Origin of the sequence: Desulfovibrio sp. SGI.230, from assembly GCF_050313065.1 — a bacterium.
Taxonomy (GTDB): Bacteria; Desulfobacterota; Desulfovibrionia; order Desulfovibrionales; family Desulfovibrionaceae; genus Desulfovibrio.
This window is the reverse complement of the sequence record NZ_JBNPKS010000021.1, coordinates 17,011-32,179: the sequence shown is the minus strand read 5'-3', so window position 1 is coordinate 32,179 and position 15,169 is coordinate 17,011. Positions and strand designations below refer to the sequence as shown.

Annotated in this window: 11 protein-coding genes; 8 read left to right on the top strand and 3 right to left on the bottom strand. The window is 60.0% G+C overall.

All coding sequences use genetic code 11. From position 1 onward, the window contains the following. Positions 1-278: 278 nt before the first annotated feature. The 5 genes from ACQRAG_RS11585 (at position 279) to ACQRAG_RS11565 (ending at position 5,312) form a co-directional block, all read left to right on the top strand. Complete coding sequence (locus tag ACQRAG_RS11585; RefSeq protein WP_427805331.1) at positions 279-995, top strand: hypothetical protein; 717 nt, start codon at positions 279-281, stop codon at positions 993-995. A 146-nt stretch (positions 996-1,141) separates the two neighbouring features. Then, positions 1,142-2,395, top strand: a complete 1,254-nt coding sequence (locus tag ACQRAG_RS11580) for an autotransporter outer membrane beta-barrel domain-containing protein (protein WP_329968179.1) — start codon at positions 1,142-1,144, stop codon at positions 2,393-2,395. Between the two features lie 215 nt (positions 2,396-2,610). After that, positions 2,611-3,171: an OmpH family outer membrane protein gene (locus ACQRAG_RS11575; RefSeq protein WP_329968177.1), complete on the top strand. Its 561-nt coding sequence runs from the start codon at positions 2,611-2,613 to the stop codon at positions 3,169-3,171. A 9-nt stretch (positions 3,172-3,180) separates the two neighbouring features. Then, the gene (locus ACQRAG_RS11570) at positions 3,181-3,501 is read left to right on the top strand and encodes a DUF3467 domain-containing protein (protein WP_329968175.1); all 321 of its coding nucleotides are present in this window, start codon (positions 3,181-3,183) and stop codon (positions 3,499-3,501) included. A 272-nt stretch (positions 3,502-3,773) separates the two neighbouring features. Beyond that, positions 3,774-5,312: a Na+/H+ antiporter NhaC family protein gene (locus ACQRAG_RS11565; RefSeq protein WP_320619993.1), complete on the top strand. Its 1,539-nt coding sequence runs from the start codon at positions 3,774-3,776 to the stop codon at positions 5,310-5,312. 95 nt (positions 5,313-5,407) lie between these two features. Here ACQRAG_RS11565 and ACQRAG_RS11560 read toward each other — a convergent pair whose 3' ends face one another. From ACQRAG_RS11560 to hpsG, 3 genes are all read right to left on the bottom strand, one after another. Continuing rightward, positions 5,408-6,820, bottom strand: coding sequence for a sigma-54 interaction domain-containing protein (locus ACQRAG_RS11560; RefSeq protein ID WP_297230548.1), 1,413 nt, complete (start codon positions 6,818-6,820; stop codon positions 5,408-5,410). Positions 6,821-6,904: 84 nt separating this feature from the next. Beyond that, entirely contained in the window at positions 6,905-7,846 is a 942-nt protein-coding gene (hpsH, locus tag ACQRAG_RS11555; RefSeq protein ID WP_204626005.1) for a (2S)-3-sulfopropanediol dehydratase activating enzyme, read from the bottom strand. A gap of 135 nt (positions 7,847-7,981) precedes the next feature. Beyond that, entirely contained in the window at positions 7,982-10,477 is a 2,496-nt protein-coding gene (gene hpsG / locus ACQRAG_RS11550) for a (2S)-3-sulfopropanediol dehydratase (protein ID WP_204626004.1), read from the bottom strand. Positions 10,478-10,980: 503 nt separating this feature from the next. On the opposite strand from hpsG, the gene ACQRAG_RS11545 reads away from it, so the two are divergent. The 3 genes from ACQRAG_RS11545 to ACQRAG_RS11535 all read left to right on the top strand — a co-directional run bounded on the left by ACQRAG_RS11545 (position 10,981) and on the right by ACQRAG_RS11535 (position 14,812). Further along, positions 10,981-11,979, top strand: coding sequence for a TRAP transporter substrate-binding protein (locus ACQRAG_RS11545; protein WP_289616469.1), 999 nt, complete (start codon positions 10,981-10,983; stop codon positions 11,977-11,979). 76 nt (positions 11,980-12,055) lie between these two features. Then, the gene (locus tag ACQRAG_RS11540; RefSeq protein WP_300706220.1) at positions 12,056-13,912 is read left to right on the top strand and encodes a TRAP transporter large permease subunit; all 1,857 of its coding nucleotides are present in this window, start codon (positions 12,056-12,058) and stop codon (positions 13,910-13,912) included. A gap of 66 nt (positions 13,913-13,978) precedes the next feature. After that, positions 13,979-14,812: an amidohydrolase family protein gene (locus ACQRAG_RS11535; protein ID WP_279135918.1), complete on the top strand. Its 834-nt coding sequence runs from the start codon at positions 13,979-13,981 to the stop codon at positions 14,810-14,812. Positions 14,813-15,169 lie beyond the last annotated feature (357 nt).

Sequence of the window (15,169 nt, the reverse complement as noted above, 5' to 3'; positions counted from 1 at the left end):
ACAAAAAAATAGATATTAAAGAACATTTTTTGTTTACTCTACCTGAATTCTGTCCTAACAAAAGAGTGTGGGCGATATTTTGTTCCATTCTCCATCATCATTAGGAGCATCATATCCGCCCACATTTGCGAACGCAATGCTGTTATGGGCAGTCCACATGCAATATACTGTATTCATTATCATTAATTGCAGCGGTTCTTTGTCTCGCGCCCTGACAGCCTGCCTGTACACCTGACGCCCGTTGTTGGCCGGACGTCGCAAATTCGGGAGAAATCTGTATGCAACTGACCAAGGGAGCTATCGGGAACCTCATCAACCGCTACAAAGCGGTCCTCAAGAAATGCCACCTGCTCAACGTCTTCGGCTCGCTGGCCGTGGCCAGCATGCTGGTGATGGGCGGCGCGGCGGCCGCGGGGGCCGCGGATGTGGCTAGCGTCGGCGGAAGGAATTATGATAGCCTTGCAGCAGCTGTATCTGCTGCACAACCAGGAGAGACTGTCAGGCTCCTTCAGGACTTCACGGGGGCCGGCATCAAAATTGAAACCGGGTCCAAAGATGGACTTACCATTAATCTCAATGGCCATACATATACTGTCACAAATCCAACTGTTGGTTCAACTGGTACGGAAACGAATGGCTTTCAGCTTCTCAAAGGTGGCAGTATTACAATAACTAATGGCACCATTGTTGCAGGAACTGATTCTGCAAAAATTCTTATCCAAAATTATTGCAATCTTACTTTGGATAAAGTAACTCTCAATGGTTCCACAAATACAGAATATGTTCTTTCAAATAATCATGGTGATACAACCATTAAAGGTGGTACTACAATCAATGCTGCCGATGGACAGCATGCTTTTGATGCCTATTACTGGCCAAAGAATGGATATGATAAAGTATCTGTAACTGTTGAAGATGCTACAATTAATGGTAAAATTGAATATGCTACAGATGGGACTCCCCCCCTTCTGAAGGAGATCATAAAATCAATATAACTGGTGGTACATTTACAGACCCAACTGCGGCAGCATTTATTAAACCTGGTGAAAACATCATATTGCTGACGGATACGGGTGCCATAACCATCACAGGAGGAGCTGACTCCAGTCAGCCCACTGTTACTATTACCAACCCTGACCGTATGCTGCACCAGACGGCGGACATTGTTACATCGAACACGCAACCCAAGGTCATTATCACGACGAGCATAAATAAAGCCAGTGACGTGCTGCCCGGTCTGGACAGCGATCTGGATCCGCTCATGGCCTCTGTCTGGGACAACAGCCTCACTGACGTGAACAGTGATGCCATGGGCGTGCGCTTCCTGAGCCGCGCCGCCAACAGCGGCTACATCGCCGACGCGGGCAAGGCAGCGGCCACCATCGAAAGCGCGGCCCGTATCGCCTTTGCCGGTGCCGTGCCGCAGATGACTAAGATGGCTTCCGACGCGGCCACCAATGCCGTGGTCAACCGTCTGGGCTTCGCCAATCCGGCCGACGGTGCGCAGGCCATGAACGCCGAAGGCCAGATCGTGGACCGCAATACCACCGGCTTCGCCCTGTGGATCGCGCCCCTGTGGCAGAGCCAGCACGGCTGGGGCATGGAGGCCGGCAACCTCGATTACGGCTTCAGCGGCAATCTGGGCGGCGTCTCCCTGGGCGCCGACTACACCTTCGAGAACGCCATCCGTGCCGGTATCACCTTCAATATCGGTGGCGGCTATGCCGAGACCAGCGGTGGCGACCTCAACAGCACCGAGAACAATATGAGCTTCTGGGGCCTGGGCGCCTACGCCGGCTGGAACTACGAAAACTTCGCCGTCATGGCCGACGTCTCCTACACCAGCACATGGAACCAGCTGAAGCAGGAGCTCGATCCCGGCATGCGCATGGGCGATCTGGAAGCCGACGTGCAGGCTACGGCCATCAGCGCCGGTCTGCGTGCCGAATACAAGCTGGAGACCAGCGTGCTGGACGTCATCCCGCATGTAGGCGTGCGCTACATGAGCCTCAATACCTGGGGCTATGACGTGGACGCCAACGGCGGCACGGTGATGGAAGGCGACGGTTTCCATCAGGACATCTGGACCTTCCCGGTGGGCGTGACCTTCAGCAAGGACTTCACTCTGGACAGCGGCTGGTCCGTCAAGCCCAGCATCGACTTCAGCGTGATCCCGGCCGCCGGCGACATCAAGGCCAAGGAAGACGTGCGCTTCACCGGTGCCCCGACCACGGCCGAGCTGGAGACCCAGATGATGGACTACCTCACCTGGCAGGGCGGCGTCGGCCTGGAAATGGGTAACGACACCATGAGCTTCGGCGTTAACTACACCCTGCAGGCCGGTCAGCATACCACCGGCCACGGTGTGTTCGGCAGCTTCCGTTACGAGTTCTAAACATCCAGCCTGCGCGGCGGCCGTTGAGAGTCACGACCGCCGCGCTTCAACAGGGCCGGTCTCCGCACCTTCCGGGGGACCGGCCCTGCTGGTTTTCCGGTCCGCAACGGATCTTCCTCTTCGCTTCCCCAACATTTTCACCGACAACTGATCCATATCATGGAATGCACAAGAATTACTCAGGTGGGTAAAAACACACTCCAAGGAAGAGAGCCATGCCCCATCTTTCCCGTTTTTTGTCCGGCCTTGCCCTCATGCTGACCCTGCCCCTGTCCGGTTGCCTGGACACCGGCCCTGACGTGGTCTGCGTGGATGTGGAACGCGTCCTCAGCCAGTCCAAGGCCGCACAGCAGGCCAACGAGCATCTGGGCAAGGTCCAGACCATCCTGCAGAACGGCCTGGCCGCCTATCAGGAAGAACTGAAAAAAAGCCCTGAAGAAAAGCGCCAGCAGGAGCTGCGCCAGGGGCTGACCCTGCTGCAGCGCCAGATGGCCCTGGAACAGGCCGCCGCCCGCGACGTGGTCAGCAAGCACATGCTGGCCCAGATCGAAGCATGGCGCGCCGACAAGGGCGACGTGGCCGTCATGGCCCGCCAGAACGTCCTTTCCGCTCCTGCGTCCATGGACATCACCGCCGAGATCATCAGCCGCATGGATGCGGGCAGCGTCCAATTCGCCGAGCTGCCCCGGGTCAGCATCCGGACCCATGCCGACGGCCCTGATGAGGCGGCTCCGGCGGCAAAGGAAAAGCCCGCCAAAACCCCGAACAAGAAATAGGAGAAGAGCATGCCCGCCCTGAAAAAAACTCCCGCCAACAGCCATGCCCCGGAACAGCAGCCCGAACAGCCGCAGATGCGTGTGGCCATGCTGCCCGCCCCCGGTATGGGCACCATCTATGCCAATGCCTTCCAGACCACCTTTGCCCGTGGCGAGATCCTGCTCACGGCCTGCGTGAGCCGTCAGGAAAACGACCAGCAGGGCCCGGTGCTGGCCGTCCGGCCCCAGCAGACCATCGGCATGAGCCCTGAGAGCGCCAAGCGCCTGGCTGCCGCCCTGGTGCAGGCCATCCAGCAGTACGAGGCCCAGTACGGCGAGATCAGCCTGTAGCCCGCGCCTTCCGCCTTTTCTCTGATACGCCGGATAAAAACGCCTGAGGACAGTCCTCAGGCGTTTTTTCGTGACGGGCTCCGCGACGGCCCGGCCTGAGGCCCTATCCGTCCCGGTTTTCCCGGCCGTTTTGTATTGCCGCTCCAAGGCGCGCATGATATGCTTCCGCGCACGCAGTCCAGCGCGACCGGGAAGATCACGCGCCGGCGGGGGATGCCGGTAAGCCGTATGCGGCGCTGCGCCTTCCAGACCTTCAAGACAGGAGCATGTTCATGGATCCGTTTGACGCGGGTTGGCTCTCTCTGCTGCCGCCCATCATCGCCATCACCCTGGCCCTGATCACCAAGGAAGTCATTTCCTCCCTCTTCCTCGGTATTCTCAGCGGCACCGTCATCTATTGCCTGGGCATGGGCACGGGCGACCTGATCATCAAGCCCGTGGAGATCGCCTTCACCACCATGGTGAACAAGGTCGATTTCAACATCATCATCTTCTGTACCCTGCTGGGCGCGCTGGTGTTCACCATCTCGCGTGCCGGCGGTACCCGTGCCTACGGCAACTGGGCCACCAAGCGCATCAAGAGCAAACGCGTGGCCATGCTCTCCACCGGCGGCCTGGGCGCCTTCATCTTCATCGACGACTATTTCAACTGCCTCACCGTGGGCACGGTCATGCGCCCGGTGACGGACCGCTACAAGATCTCCCGCGCCAAGCTGGCCTACATCATCGACGCCACCGCCGCCCCCATCTGCATCATCGCGCCCATCTCCAGCTGGGCCGCCGCCGTGGGCAGCAACCTGAAAGCCACCGGCGCCTTTGAAAGCGATTTCGCCGCCTTCGTGGCCACCATCCCCTACAACTTCTACGCCCTGTTCTCCATCATCATGGTGGTCATGGTCTGCCTGGGCAACTTCGACTTCGGCCCCATGCGCAAGGCCGAACTGCGCGCCCAGCAGGGCGAACTGGGCAACGTGGACGCCGAACAGGCCGAGATGGGCGCCAGCGCCAAGGGCCACCTGATGGACATGCTCGTGCCCATCGGCAGCCTGATCGTCTTCGCCGTGCTGGCCCTGCTCTACAGCGGCGGCTACTGGGGCAGCGATCCCGCCTACCACACCCTGGCGGCGGCCTTCGGCAACTGCAGCGCCTCCAAGGCCCTGGTCTGGGCCTCCTTCGGCGCCATCACCGTGGCCTTCTTCATGTTCGTGCCCAGAGGGCTCATGAGCCTCAAGTCCTTCATGGACTGCGCCGGTGAAGGCATGAAGGCCATGATGCCCGCCAACACCATCCTGGTGCTGGCCTGGGCCATCAGTGGCGTGTGCCGTGACCTGCTGCAGACCCCGCTCTTCGTCAAGACCATGGTGGCCGACGGCGGCATCTCCGGCGGCCTGCTGCCCGCCATCATCTTCGTGGTGGCCGGCTTCCTGAGCTTCTCCACCGGTACCGCCTGGGGCACCTTCGGCATCCTGATCCCCATCGTGGTGCCCGTCGCCCAGGCCGTGGATCCCAACCTGGTGCTGATCTGCCTGTCCGCCACCCTGGCCGGCAGCGTCTTCGGCGACCACTGCTCGCCCATCTCCGACACCACCATCCTGTCCAGTGCCGGCGCCGGTTGCGCCCATCTGGAACACGTCTCCACCCAGATGCTCTATGCCTGTGTGGTGGCGGCCAGCAGCGCGGTGGGCTACATGGTCTCCGGCCTCATGCACGGCAGCCTGCTGCCCGGCTTCGCGTCCGGCCTGATCTTCATGGTGGTGACCATGCTGGTGCTGCGCCGGCGCAACAAGCAAAAGGACGCTGCCCAGGCCTAGCCGGGCTTTCCGCGATACCGACGAAAAAGGCGCTTCCCCTCGGGGAAGCGCCTTTTTTGCGTCATGCGAACGATCAAGCCGGGAGGAAGACGGCATCAGGAAGCCGAACCGGCATCCTCGTCCTTGTCGTGTCCCTTGCTGCCCTGCAGCTTGCGGAAGATGGTGCTGCGGTTGACCTGGAACAGCTCCGAGACCCGGCGGACGGAACCGTGCACCTCGATGGCCCGGCGCAAAAAATCCCGCTCCATGTCGGCGATGATCTCGCGCAGGGGCCGGGCCTGCATGAGCACGGCATCCAGATGGCCGCCGCTCTCGTCGTGCAGGCCGCTGATGTTGGACGGCAGGTCGCGGGGCGAGATGCGGGGCCCCTGCCGGGTGATGACCAGGCTGTGGACCAGGTTCTGCAATTCGCGCACGTTGCCCGGCCAGCGGTACTGGGCCAGCATGTCCAGCGTGATGTCCATGAAGGCCAGCTTCTTGCGGTATTTGGTGGTGTACTGGCGCAGGAAGAGCTCCGCCAGCACGCGCACGTCCTCGGGCCGCTCGCGCAGGGGCGGGATGCGTACCGTGCCCACGTTGAGACGATAGAACAGGTCACGGCGGAAGGTGCCCGCCTCCACGCATTCCTCAAGGTTGCGGTTGGTGGCGGCGATGATGCGCACGTCCACCTTGCGGGGCTGGGAGCTGCCCACGCGCACGATCTCGTTGTCCTGCAGCACGCGCAACAGGCGCGTCTGCATGGAAAGGGGCAGCTCGCCCACTTCATCGAGGAAGATGGTGCTGCCGTCGGCGATCTCGAAATAGCCGGGCTTGCCCTTGCTGGACGCACCGGTGAAGGCACCGGGCACATAACCGAAGATTTCCGATTCCGTCAGGGTCTCGGAGATGCCGCCGCAGTCCACCTTGAGCAGGATCTTGTCCTTGCGGCGGCTCCAGCGATGGGTCAGGCGGGCGAACACGTCCTTGCCCACGCCGGTCTCGCCCATGATGAGCACGGTGGCGTCCGTACTGGCGTAGCGCTTGAGCTCCATGGCCACCGACTGCATGGCGCTGCTGGCGAAGACCGGTTCCAGGTCGCGCCCCTGGGACTGGGCCACGAAGGCCAGCTTGTCGTTGATCTCCTTGATGAGCTTGCGCTGCTCGCCGGTCTGCTCGTTGAGCTCGGCCAGGCGGGTCTCGTCGCGCACGAAGGTGACCACCAGACAGACGCGCCCCTTGTCGTCAAAAACGGGCGACCCGGAGATGACCACGTTCTTGCCGTCCTTGAGCTTCTGCATATAGGTGGCGGGCTTGCCCGTGCGCACCACTTCGGGGTTCAGGGCCAGGTCGAAAAAGCCTTCGCTGACCAGGTCGCGCACGTTCTTGCCCCGCAGGTCCCGGGCAGGCACCCCCACCAGATCGGCATACATCTGGTTCACATACAGGGTGGTGCCCATGGCGTCGGAAATGAAAACACCGTCGGAAATGGTATCGAGGATGGAAGTGAAGAATTTGTGCCAGTTGACCATATCCGCTCCTTGAGAAGGCAGAGGAGGCAAAAAAAGGGCCCGTCCCCGAAAGACGGACCCTTTACGGTTGCACGAAAGCCCGGCCTAACGGGGGATGACGACGCGGTCCCCCAGCGTGGCGACGGCGATCTTCTGCAGGGCGGCAAACTTTTTGTCGTCCAGCGTCACGTCGCCCATGGGGGGCACACGGTCCAGGAAGGTGTACTTCTGCGTGCCCAGACGGTGATAGGGCAGCATCTCGTACTTCACATGCTCGAAAGGCTTGAGGAAGTCGCAGATGGCCTTGATGTCCGGGCCATGATCGTTGAACCCGGGAATGACGGGCGTACGGGCCGTGATGGGCAGGTCCGGGAACTCCGTCACCAGGGTCTGGAAATTCTTCAGGATGAGGTCGTTGGGCATGCCGGTGTGCTTTTTGTGCACTTCGGGATCCATGTGCTTGATGTCGAACAGCACATAGTTGAGGTACTGGGCCGCCTCACGCACCACATCGGTGGGGACGAGACCACAGGTCTCGATGCAGGTCTTCACACGGCGCTCACGGGCCAGGCGCAGCAGGTTGAGGGCAAATTCGCTCTGCAACAGGGGCTCGCCGCCGGAGATGGTCATGCCGCCACCGGAGCGAGCATAAAACATGGCATCTTCCTGCGCAACCTTGAGGGCCTCGGCCACGGTGTAGGGCTTGCCGTAGACGATGATCCCCTGGGCCGGACAGGCTTCGGCACAGGGCATGTCCTTGCAGCCCACGCATTTGCTGCGGTCGATGGCCACGAAGCCGTCCTCGCGACGGGACAGGGCGCCGTTGGGACAGGCCTTGAAGCAGCGGGTGCACTTGTCCGTCCCCAGGCAGCGGCCCTGGTTGTAGGCCAGCTCCGGTTCCCTGTGCTGGGATTCCGGGTTGCTGCACCAGCGGCAGCGCAGACCGCAGCCCTTGGTGAAGACGATGGTACGGATGCCGGGACCATCATGCACGGAATATTTCTGGATATTGAAAACGAGGCCGCGCGCGTTGTTGTTTTCGATCACGGGGTCACCGCCGGAGATGTTGAAGGTTGACGAAGGGAGAGCTGAAAAACGCCAAGGCCTCCGGCCTCCCCGCAGGGCAGCCGGAGGCGGTGCAGGCCGGCGGCGGCACGAGGCCGCCGCCGTTGGTAACCGGAACTAGATGGTGTCGTGTTCGGTACGGGCGATGAGGTCGTTCTGCAGGTCGGGGGACAGGTCCACGAAGTAGGCGCTGTAACCGGCGATACGCACGATCAGGTTGCGGTACTTCTGGGGATCCTTCTGGGCGGCCAGCAGGGTGCTCTTGTTCACCACGTTGAACTGCACGTGCCACAGCTTCAGGTCGCAGAAGGTGCGGATGAAGGACACGAGCTTTTCGGTGCCCTGTTCGCCTTCCACGCACTTGGGCGTGAACTTGATGTTCAGCATGCGGGCGAAGCGGTCGCGCATGCCCATGTTCTTGGTGTTGTAGTTGGACAGCAGGACGGCGGTAGGACCGTTGACGTCGGCGCCGTGGGAAGCGGAGGAACCGTCAGACAGCGGGAACCAGTCCACGCGGCCGTTGGGGGTAGCGGACACCACCTTACCGAAGGGCACGTGAGAGGTGAAGGGCACGTAGCGCACGTTGTAGTGCATGCCCAGGTCCTTCTGGCTGTACTTGGCAGCGAATTCCACGGACAGGCGGTCGATCTCGTGACCGATGCTGTCGGCGTAGGGATCGTTGTTACCGTAGCAGGGAGCGGACTTCAGCAGGGCCTTCACGTCTTCGTAGCCTTCGAAGTTGGCGTCGATGGCCTTGATGACTTCGTCCATGGTCAGCTTCTTGTCTTCAAACACCAGCTTCTTGATGGCGGACAGGGAGTCCACCACGGTGCCCAGGCCCATGTATTCGAAGTAACCGAAGTCGACGCCTTCGGGGATGTGGGTCTGGTGCAGGTCGATGCAGTGCTTCATGCACAGGTCGTGCATGGCGGAGCCCATGGGCTGGGCGAAGTGCTGGGCACGCAGGTTGTTGACGATGTACTGCTGGGTGAAGGCGGTACGCAGGAACAGCATGTGCTGCTTCACATAGGCGTTCCAGAATTCGTCCCAGGTCTTGAAGTTGCGGGGATCGCCGGTTTCTTCGCCCAGCACGATGTCGCCGTACTTCTTCATGCGGCCGTTACGCAGCACCATTTCCACAGCAGCGGCGAAGTTGATGTAGGCACCGCCGGAGGTGAAGGTGTCGCGGTTGGGCATACGGGCTTCGGTGCAGCCGGACACGGCGTAGTCCAGGGCTTCTTCGAAGGTGGCACCCTTGGCCACGTACAGGGGCACGACTTCTTCGTCGTTGATCAGTTTGGGGAAGCCGGAGCCGTCCTTGATGGTCTCGGCCACGTCCCACAGGTAGCTTTCAGGCGAGCGGCTGTGGATACGGGCGGCCAGGTCGGGGTAGTGCAGCGGGAATTCGCGCTTGGACTTCAGGATCAGGTGGGTCAGTTCGTTGGTGGCGTCGCGGCCGTCGGGGGTCTGGCCACCCACGGTCACGGCTTCCCAGTGAGCGTAACCTTCGTTGAAGGCGCCGCCGCAGGGAGAGATGTACATGTCGATGAATTCGGCCATGCCCACCCACATGCATTCCAGCAGTTCGATGGCCTTCTTGTTGTCCAGGCTGCCGTTTTCGATGTCCTGCTGGTAGTAGGGGTACAGGTACTGATCCATACGACCGTTGGAGATGGTGGTACCGGTCTTCTGTTCGATACGGGAGAACATCTGCACGAACCACTGGCTCTGGCAGGCTTCCCAGAAGTCGCGGGCGGGTTCGCCGGGCACGCGTTCGGCGTTGGCGGCCATGCGCAGCAGTTCGGCCTTGCGGACGGGATCGTCGGTCTTTTCGGCCACCTTGCGGGCTTCGTCAGCGTGGCGCTTGGCCCACAGCACGATGGCGTCACACACGATCACGACGGCATCCAGGAAGGGCTTCTTTTCGCACATGTCCTTGGCGCTGGCGGGATCGAGGGCGGCCAGCTTTTCCTGGGCTTCGCGCTTGATGTCGTTGAAGCCGCGCTTCAGGATCTTGCCGTAGTCATGCACCCACTGGATGGAGGAACGGAAAGAAGAGGTTTCGTTGACGATGAAGCGGGAGATCAGGCCCTTGGGATCGTCGTAGGTCAGCTTGTGGATTTCCGGAGGCAGAGCGGCGGCCAGAGCTTCGTGGTAGGTCTTGCCCTTCCAGTAAGGAGCGATCTCTTCGATCACGCGCTTGGCGTCTTCAGCGGTGATGGTGGCAGGAGAGGTGGCGCGGGTGGGCAGGTCTTTCACGGCCATGTCCAGGAAGTCGCCGTCCAGTTCGGGGTACAGGATGCCGTAACGGCCGTCGCAGCCGGCGCGGCCCAGCAGCAGCTGGTCGTCCTGCACGTACACGGTGATGTTCTGGGCGATGTGCATCAGAGCCTTGGCCCAGCGCAGCACCAGGGGCTGGCCTTCGGTTTCCTGCATGGACTGGGTGAAGTACAGGGCGCGTTCGATGTCGATGCGGGGCTTCATGCCGTCGAAGCGTTCCAGCATGCGGAACACGCGCTCGTGGGTGGCGCGGAAACGGTCGACCTTGCCTTCGATCTTATCGAGCAGGCGCTGTTCCTGGGGGGATCTGCATTCGCAAACGGTCTGAGACATATCTGTTCTCCTCTTGAAAGGGTGTTTGACATATTTCGCGACGAATCGCTTGCGAAATAAATAGCAATGCCTGTGCCATTTTGGTAACATATTGATTTTTTAATATATTTTTTTTAGCCCCCCAGCAAATATATCAAAATGATGCAATTTTGCGTCTAAAAATTTTTTTCACAGCCTTTTCAGAGGCCGATGATGCCAAAATGCATCATTTTCATGACACTGAAAGCAGCATCAAATGCAGCATTCTGGCTGTGAAGGCTTGACTGTCAGATAGATCAAAAAAAAATTCTTCCCGAATTTCCCCCCGCCCAAAATGATGCATTTTTGCACCAAAAATGTAATAACAGTTATCATAATATCTCCATAAACCCCTAAAATGACTGGCGCTTGTTGAAAAAAAAATTTTGCTCGTTTAGATTCGGAGGTGAAGAAGCATTCTTGCATTTGAGAAATTATGCACAAGACATCCGTCTTGTGTCCCCATAAACCATGTGAGGTGTGGCATGCGTAAACTTACTGTTCTGGCTCTGGCTCTGGCCATGGTTCTCGGCTTCAGCGTCGCCGCCAATGCGGAACGTCCGCTGGTCCTGCGTCTTGGTCATCCCATGGCTCCCGGCAACAACGTCACCGTGGGTTATGAAAAGTTCAAGCAGCTGGTGGAAGAAAAAAGCCATCGCAAGATCCGTATCCAGCTGTTCCCCAACTGCCAGCTGGGCAGTGACCGTGTAACCACCGAAGCCGCCCAGGCCGGTACGCTGGACCTTTCCTCCAGCTCCACCCCCAACCTGGCCAGCTTCTCCAAGGCTTACATGGCCATCGACCTGCCCTATGTGACCTCTCCGGTTCACCAGCAGGCCCTGTACAAGGCCCTGGACGAAGGCAAGCTGGGCGAAGCCCTGCGTGAAGCCTCCCGCAAGATCGGCCTCGAGACCCTGATGTTCTCCGAGTTCGGCTACCGCAACTTCGTGGCTGCCAACAAGCCGCTGACCGATGCCAAGTCCCTGATGAACCTCAAGGTGCGTACCACCGACTCCCCCGTGGAAGTGGCCGTGGCCACCGAACTGGGCATGAACCCCGCCCCCATCGCCTGGGGTGAGACCTACACCGCCCTGCAGCAGGGCACCGTGGACGCCGAAGGCAACACCTTCTCCCTGCTCAACGACGCCAAGCACACCGAAGTGCTGAAGTACGCCGTCAACTCCGAGCACAACTACTCCATGCATGTGCTGCTGATGAACAAGAAGAAGTGGGACAGCCTGACCCCCGAACAGCAGAAGATCCTGCGTGAAGCCGCCAAGGAAGCCAACGACTGGCAGCGCAAGGAAAGCGTGGTGCTGGAAGAAAAGGCCTGGCAGGCCTTCCGTGACCGCGGCATCAAGATCCACATGCTGACCGACGCCGAACGCGCCGAGCTCAAGGCCAAGACCCGTCCTGCCTACGAAAAGTTCGCCAAGGAAGTGCCGGCCGACATCCTGCAGCTTCTGGAAGAAACCCAGAAGTAACCCTTCCTGACCTATCCCTCCTGCGCGCGGCCCGGCCGCGCGCAGGACTCCTTTTGCGCTTACACCGAGGTTTGTCATGAGTGAAAATGTGCAAGGCAAAAGCGGGCTCTTTTCCTGGCTCAACGAAAATTTTGAAAAAATTTTCATGGTGACGGGCCTGCTCGCCATCATCCTGTTCATCACGTGGCAGGTCATTTACCGCTATATCATTACACAGTTCATCGAGCGCGCCGGCGCCGCCGTCTGGACCGAAGAGCTTTCCCGCTATATCTTTATCTGGATCTCCTATCTGGCCCTTTCCGTCGCCATCAGGAAGCGGTCTTCCATCCGCGTCGACATCATTTATGACAAACTGCCGGAGCGCCTGCAGAACATCAGCTGGATCATCGTCGAGACCCTCTTCCTCGTCCTGACCGGCGTCATCACCTATTTTGGCTGGGGCCAGATCGAGCGTCTGCTGACCTTCCCCCAGCACACCACGGCCCTGCGCATCCCCTTCCTGGTGCCGTACCTGATCCTGCCCCTGGGCTTCGGCCTCATGTGTCTGCGCCTGCTGCAGCGCATCTGGGGCCAGATGCGCGTCTGCGGTGCGCTGGACTCCCTGCTGGGCTTCGCCCTTGCCCTGGGCATCCTCAGCCCCTGGTACCTGGTGGATTACATCGATCCCCTGCCGGTGCTGTTCGGCTATTTCGCCCTGCTCTGCGTCATCGGGGTGCCCATCGCCATCAGCCTGGGCCTGTCCACCCTGGCCACCATCATCTGTTCCCAGACCCTGCCCATCGAATACATGGCCCAGGTCTGCTTCACGTCCATCGACAGCTTCCCCATCATGGCCATCCCCTTCTTCATCGCGGCCGGGGAATACATGGGCGCCGGCGGCCTGAGCAAACGCCTGCTGAATCTGGCTGACGAGATCGTGGGCGGCCTTTACGGCGGTATCGGCCTGACCGCCGTCGTGACCTGCATGTTCTTCGGTGCCATCTCCGGTTCCGGCCCCGCCACCGTGGCCGCCATCGGTGCCCTGACCATCCCGGCCATGATCGAGCGCGGCTACGACAAGTTCTTCTCCGCCGCTCTCGTGGCCGCCGCCGGCTGCGTGGGCGTCATGATCCCGCCCAGCAACCCCTTCGTGGTCTACGGCGTCTCCTCGCAGGTCTCCATCGGCGACCTGTTCATGGGCGGCATCGTCCCCGGCATCCTGACCGGTATCGTGCTCATGCTCTACTGCTACTTCTACTCCAAAAAGCGCGGCTGGCGCGGTGAGCAGAAGGAACGCAACTGGCGCACCCTGGGCGAGGCCTTCTGGGAAGCCAAGTGGGCCCTGGTCGTGCCGGTCATCGTGCTGGGCGGCATCTACGGCGGCATCATGACTCCCACCGAAGCCGCGGCCGTGGCCGCCTTCTACGGCCTCATCGTGGGCGTGTTCCTGTACCGCGAGATGGACTTCAAGACCGTCTGCTCGTCTTGCGTAGCCTCGTGCGAGACCTCGTCCATCATCATCGTGCTCATGGCCATGGCCACCCTGTTCGGCAACATCATGACCATCGAAGACGTGCCCGGCACCATCGCCCGCTGGATGCTCAGCATCACCGAGAGCAAGATCATCATCCTGCTGCTCATCAACGTGCTGCTGCTCATCGTGGGCGTGTTCATGGAAGCCCTGGCGGCCATCGTCATCCTGACCCCCATCCTGCTGCCCGTGGTCACCGGCGTGGGCGTCTCGCCCCTGCACTTCGGCATCATCATGGTGGTCAACCTGGCCATCGGCTTCCTGACCCCGCCGGTGGGCGTCAACCTCTTCGTGGCGTCGGGCGTGGCCCAGGCCAAGATCGAAAAGATCGCCGTGGCCGTGCTGCCCATGATCGCCCTGATGCTCATCGTCCTGGCCATCATCACCTACTGCCCGTCCGTGCCGCTGATGCTGGTGCATTAACGGTACCCGCGAGATATACCGCCCGCGGCAGCCTTCTGCCGCGGGCCCCATCCAAGGAGTTCTCTCATGAAAGTCATCGACTTCCGCTTCCGGCCCAACACGCCGGAGATCATCAACGGCATCAAGAACAGCACCATGTTCAAGGCTGCCTGTGAAGTCATCGGCTTCGACCAGCGCAAGCCCCAGCCCCTGGACGAGATCGTGGCCGACCTCGACGCCATGGGCGTGGAACTGGGCGTGATCACCGGCCGCGACGCCGAGACCACCTACGGCTTCCCGGCCAACAACAACAGCGTGCTCGAATTCTGCCGCGCCTATCCCAACAAGTTCGTGGGCCTCTGGGGCATCGACCCCCACAAGAAGATGGCCGCCGTGCGCGAGATCGAGAAGGTCGTCAAGGAATACGGCATGAAGGGTATCGCCATCGACCCCTATCTGGCCCACATGCCCGCCAGTGACGCCCGCTTCTACCCCCTGTACACCAAGTGCTGCGAACTGGATGTGCCCGTCTTCATCACCATGGCTCCTCCGCCGTGCGTGCCCGGCGCCATCCTGGAATACGCCGACCCTCGCGACGTGGACAAGGTCGCCCGCGACTTCCCCGAACTGACCCTGATCATGAGCCACGGCGGCTATCCCTTCGTGGATGCGGCCATCTACACCTGCCAGCGCAACGCCAATGTCTACATGGACATCTCCGAATACGAGCGCTCTCCCCAGGTAGAGACCTATGTGAAGGCCATGTGCACCACCATCAGCGACAAGGTCCTCTTTGCCAGCGCCCACCCCTTCATCGAGCTGCGTGACGCTCTGGACGCCTATGCCGCCTTCCCCTTCACCGACGAAGTGCGCAACAAGATCATGTACGAAAACGCCCGCAAGGTCCTGAAACTGGCCTAAATGGCATGTGTCCGCCTCGTGCGGGCACGCTTCACAACTGCGGAGGAACCCCGTGTTCCTCCGCTTTTTTTTGGCCTTTTGAGCTTGTGATTTTTCTCCCTGCAGCCCGCGCTCTCCAAATGATGCATATTTGCATCATTTAAAATATCCTTTTATGCCAAATAGTTAAAAAGCGTCGCATTTTTGCATCTCAACTAACGATTCTGGTTAGCATTTTGTGATGACTTTTGGCATTTTTTCTATATATCAATTTGATTTATTTGATAAAAATATGAAAATTTCATTTTCTTGCATTTTTGCGACCCCAACGAGGGGGATGCAAAAATGCATCTCTTTTTTTGCAAATTGTTACAACTT

Coding starts and splice junctions, on each gene's coding strand:
- ACQRAG_RS11585 (WP_427805331.1), top strand. CDS start 279: ATGCAACTGACCAAGGGAGCTATCGGGAACCTCATCAACCGCTACAAA.
- ACQRAG_RS11580 (WP_329968179.1), top strand. CDS start 1,142: ATGCTGCACCAGACGGCGGACATTGTTACATCGAACACGCAACCCAAG.
- ACQRAG_RS11575 (WP_329968177.1), top strand. CDS start 2,611: ATGCCCCATCTTTCCCGTTTTTTGTCCGGCCTTGCCCTCATGCTGACC.
- ACQRAG_RS11570 (WP_329968175.1), top strand. CDS start 3,181: ATGCCCGCCCTGAAAAAAACTCCCGCCAACAGCCATGCCCCGGAACAG.
- ACQRAG_RS11565 (WP_320619993.1), top strand. CDS start 3,774: ATGGATCCGTTTGACGCGGGTTGGCTCTCTCTGCTGCCGCCCATCATC.
- ACQRAG_RS11560 (WP_297230548.1), bottom strand. CDS start 6,820: ATGGTCAACTGGCACAAATTCTTCACTTCCATCCTCGATACCATTTCC.
- hpsG (WP_204626004.1), bottom strand. CDS start 10,477: ATGTCTCAGACCGTTTGCGAATGCAGATCCCCCCAGGAACAGCGCCTG.
- ACQRAG_RS11545 (WP_289616469.1), top strand. CDS start 10,981: ATGCGTAAACTTACTGTTCTGGCTCTGGCTCTGGCCATGGTTCTCGGC.
- ACQRAG_RS11540 (WP_300706220.1), top strand. CDS start 12,056: ATGAGTGAAAATGTGCAAGGCAAAAGCGGGCTCTTTTCCTGGCTCAAC.
- ACQRAG_RS11535 (WP_279135918.1), top strand. CDS start 13,979: ATGAAAGTCATCGACTTCCGCTTCCGGCCCAACACGCCGGAGATCATC.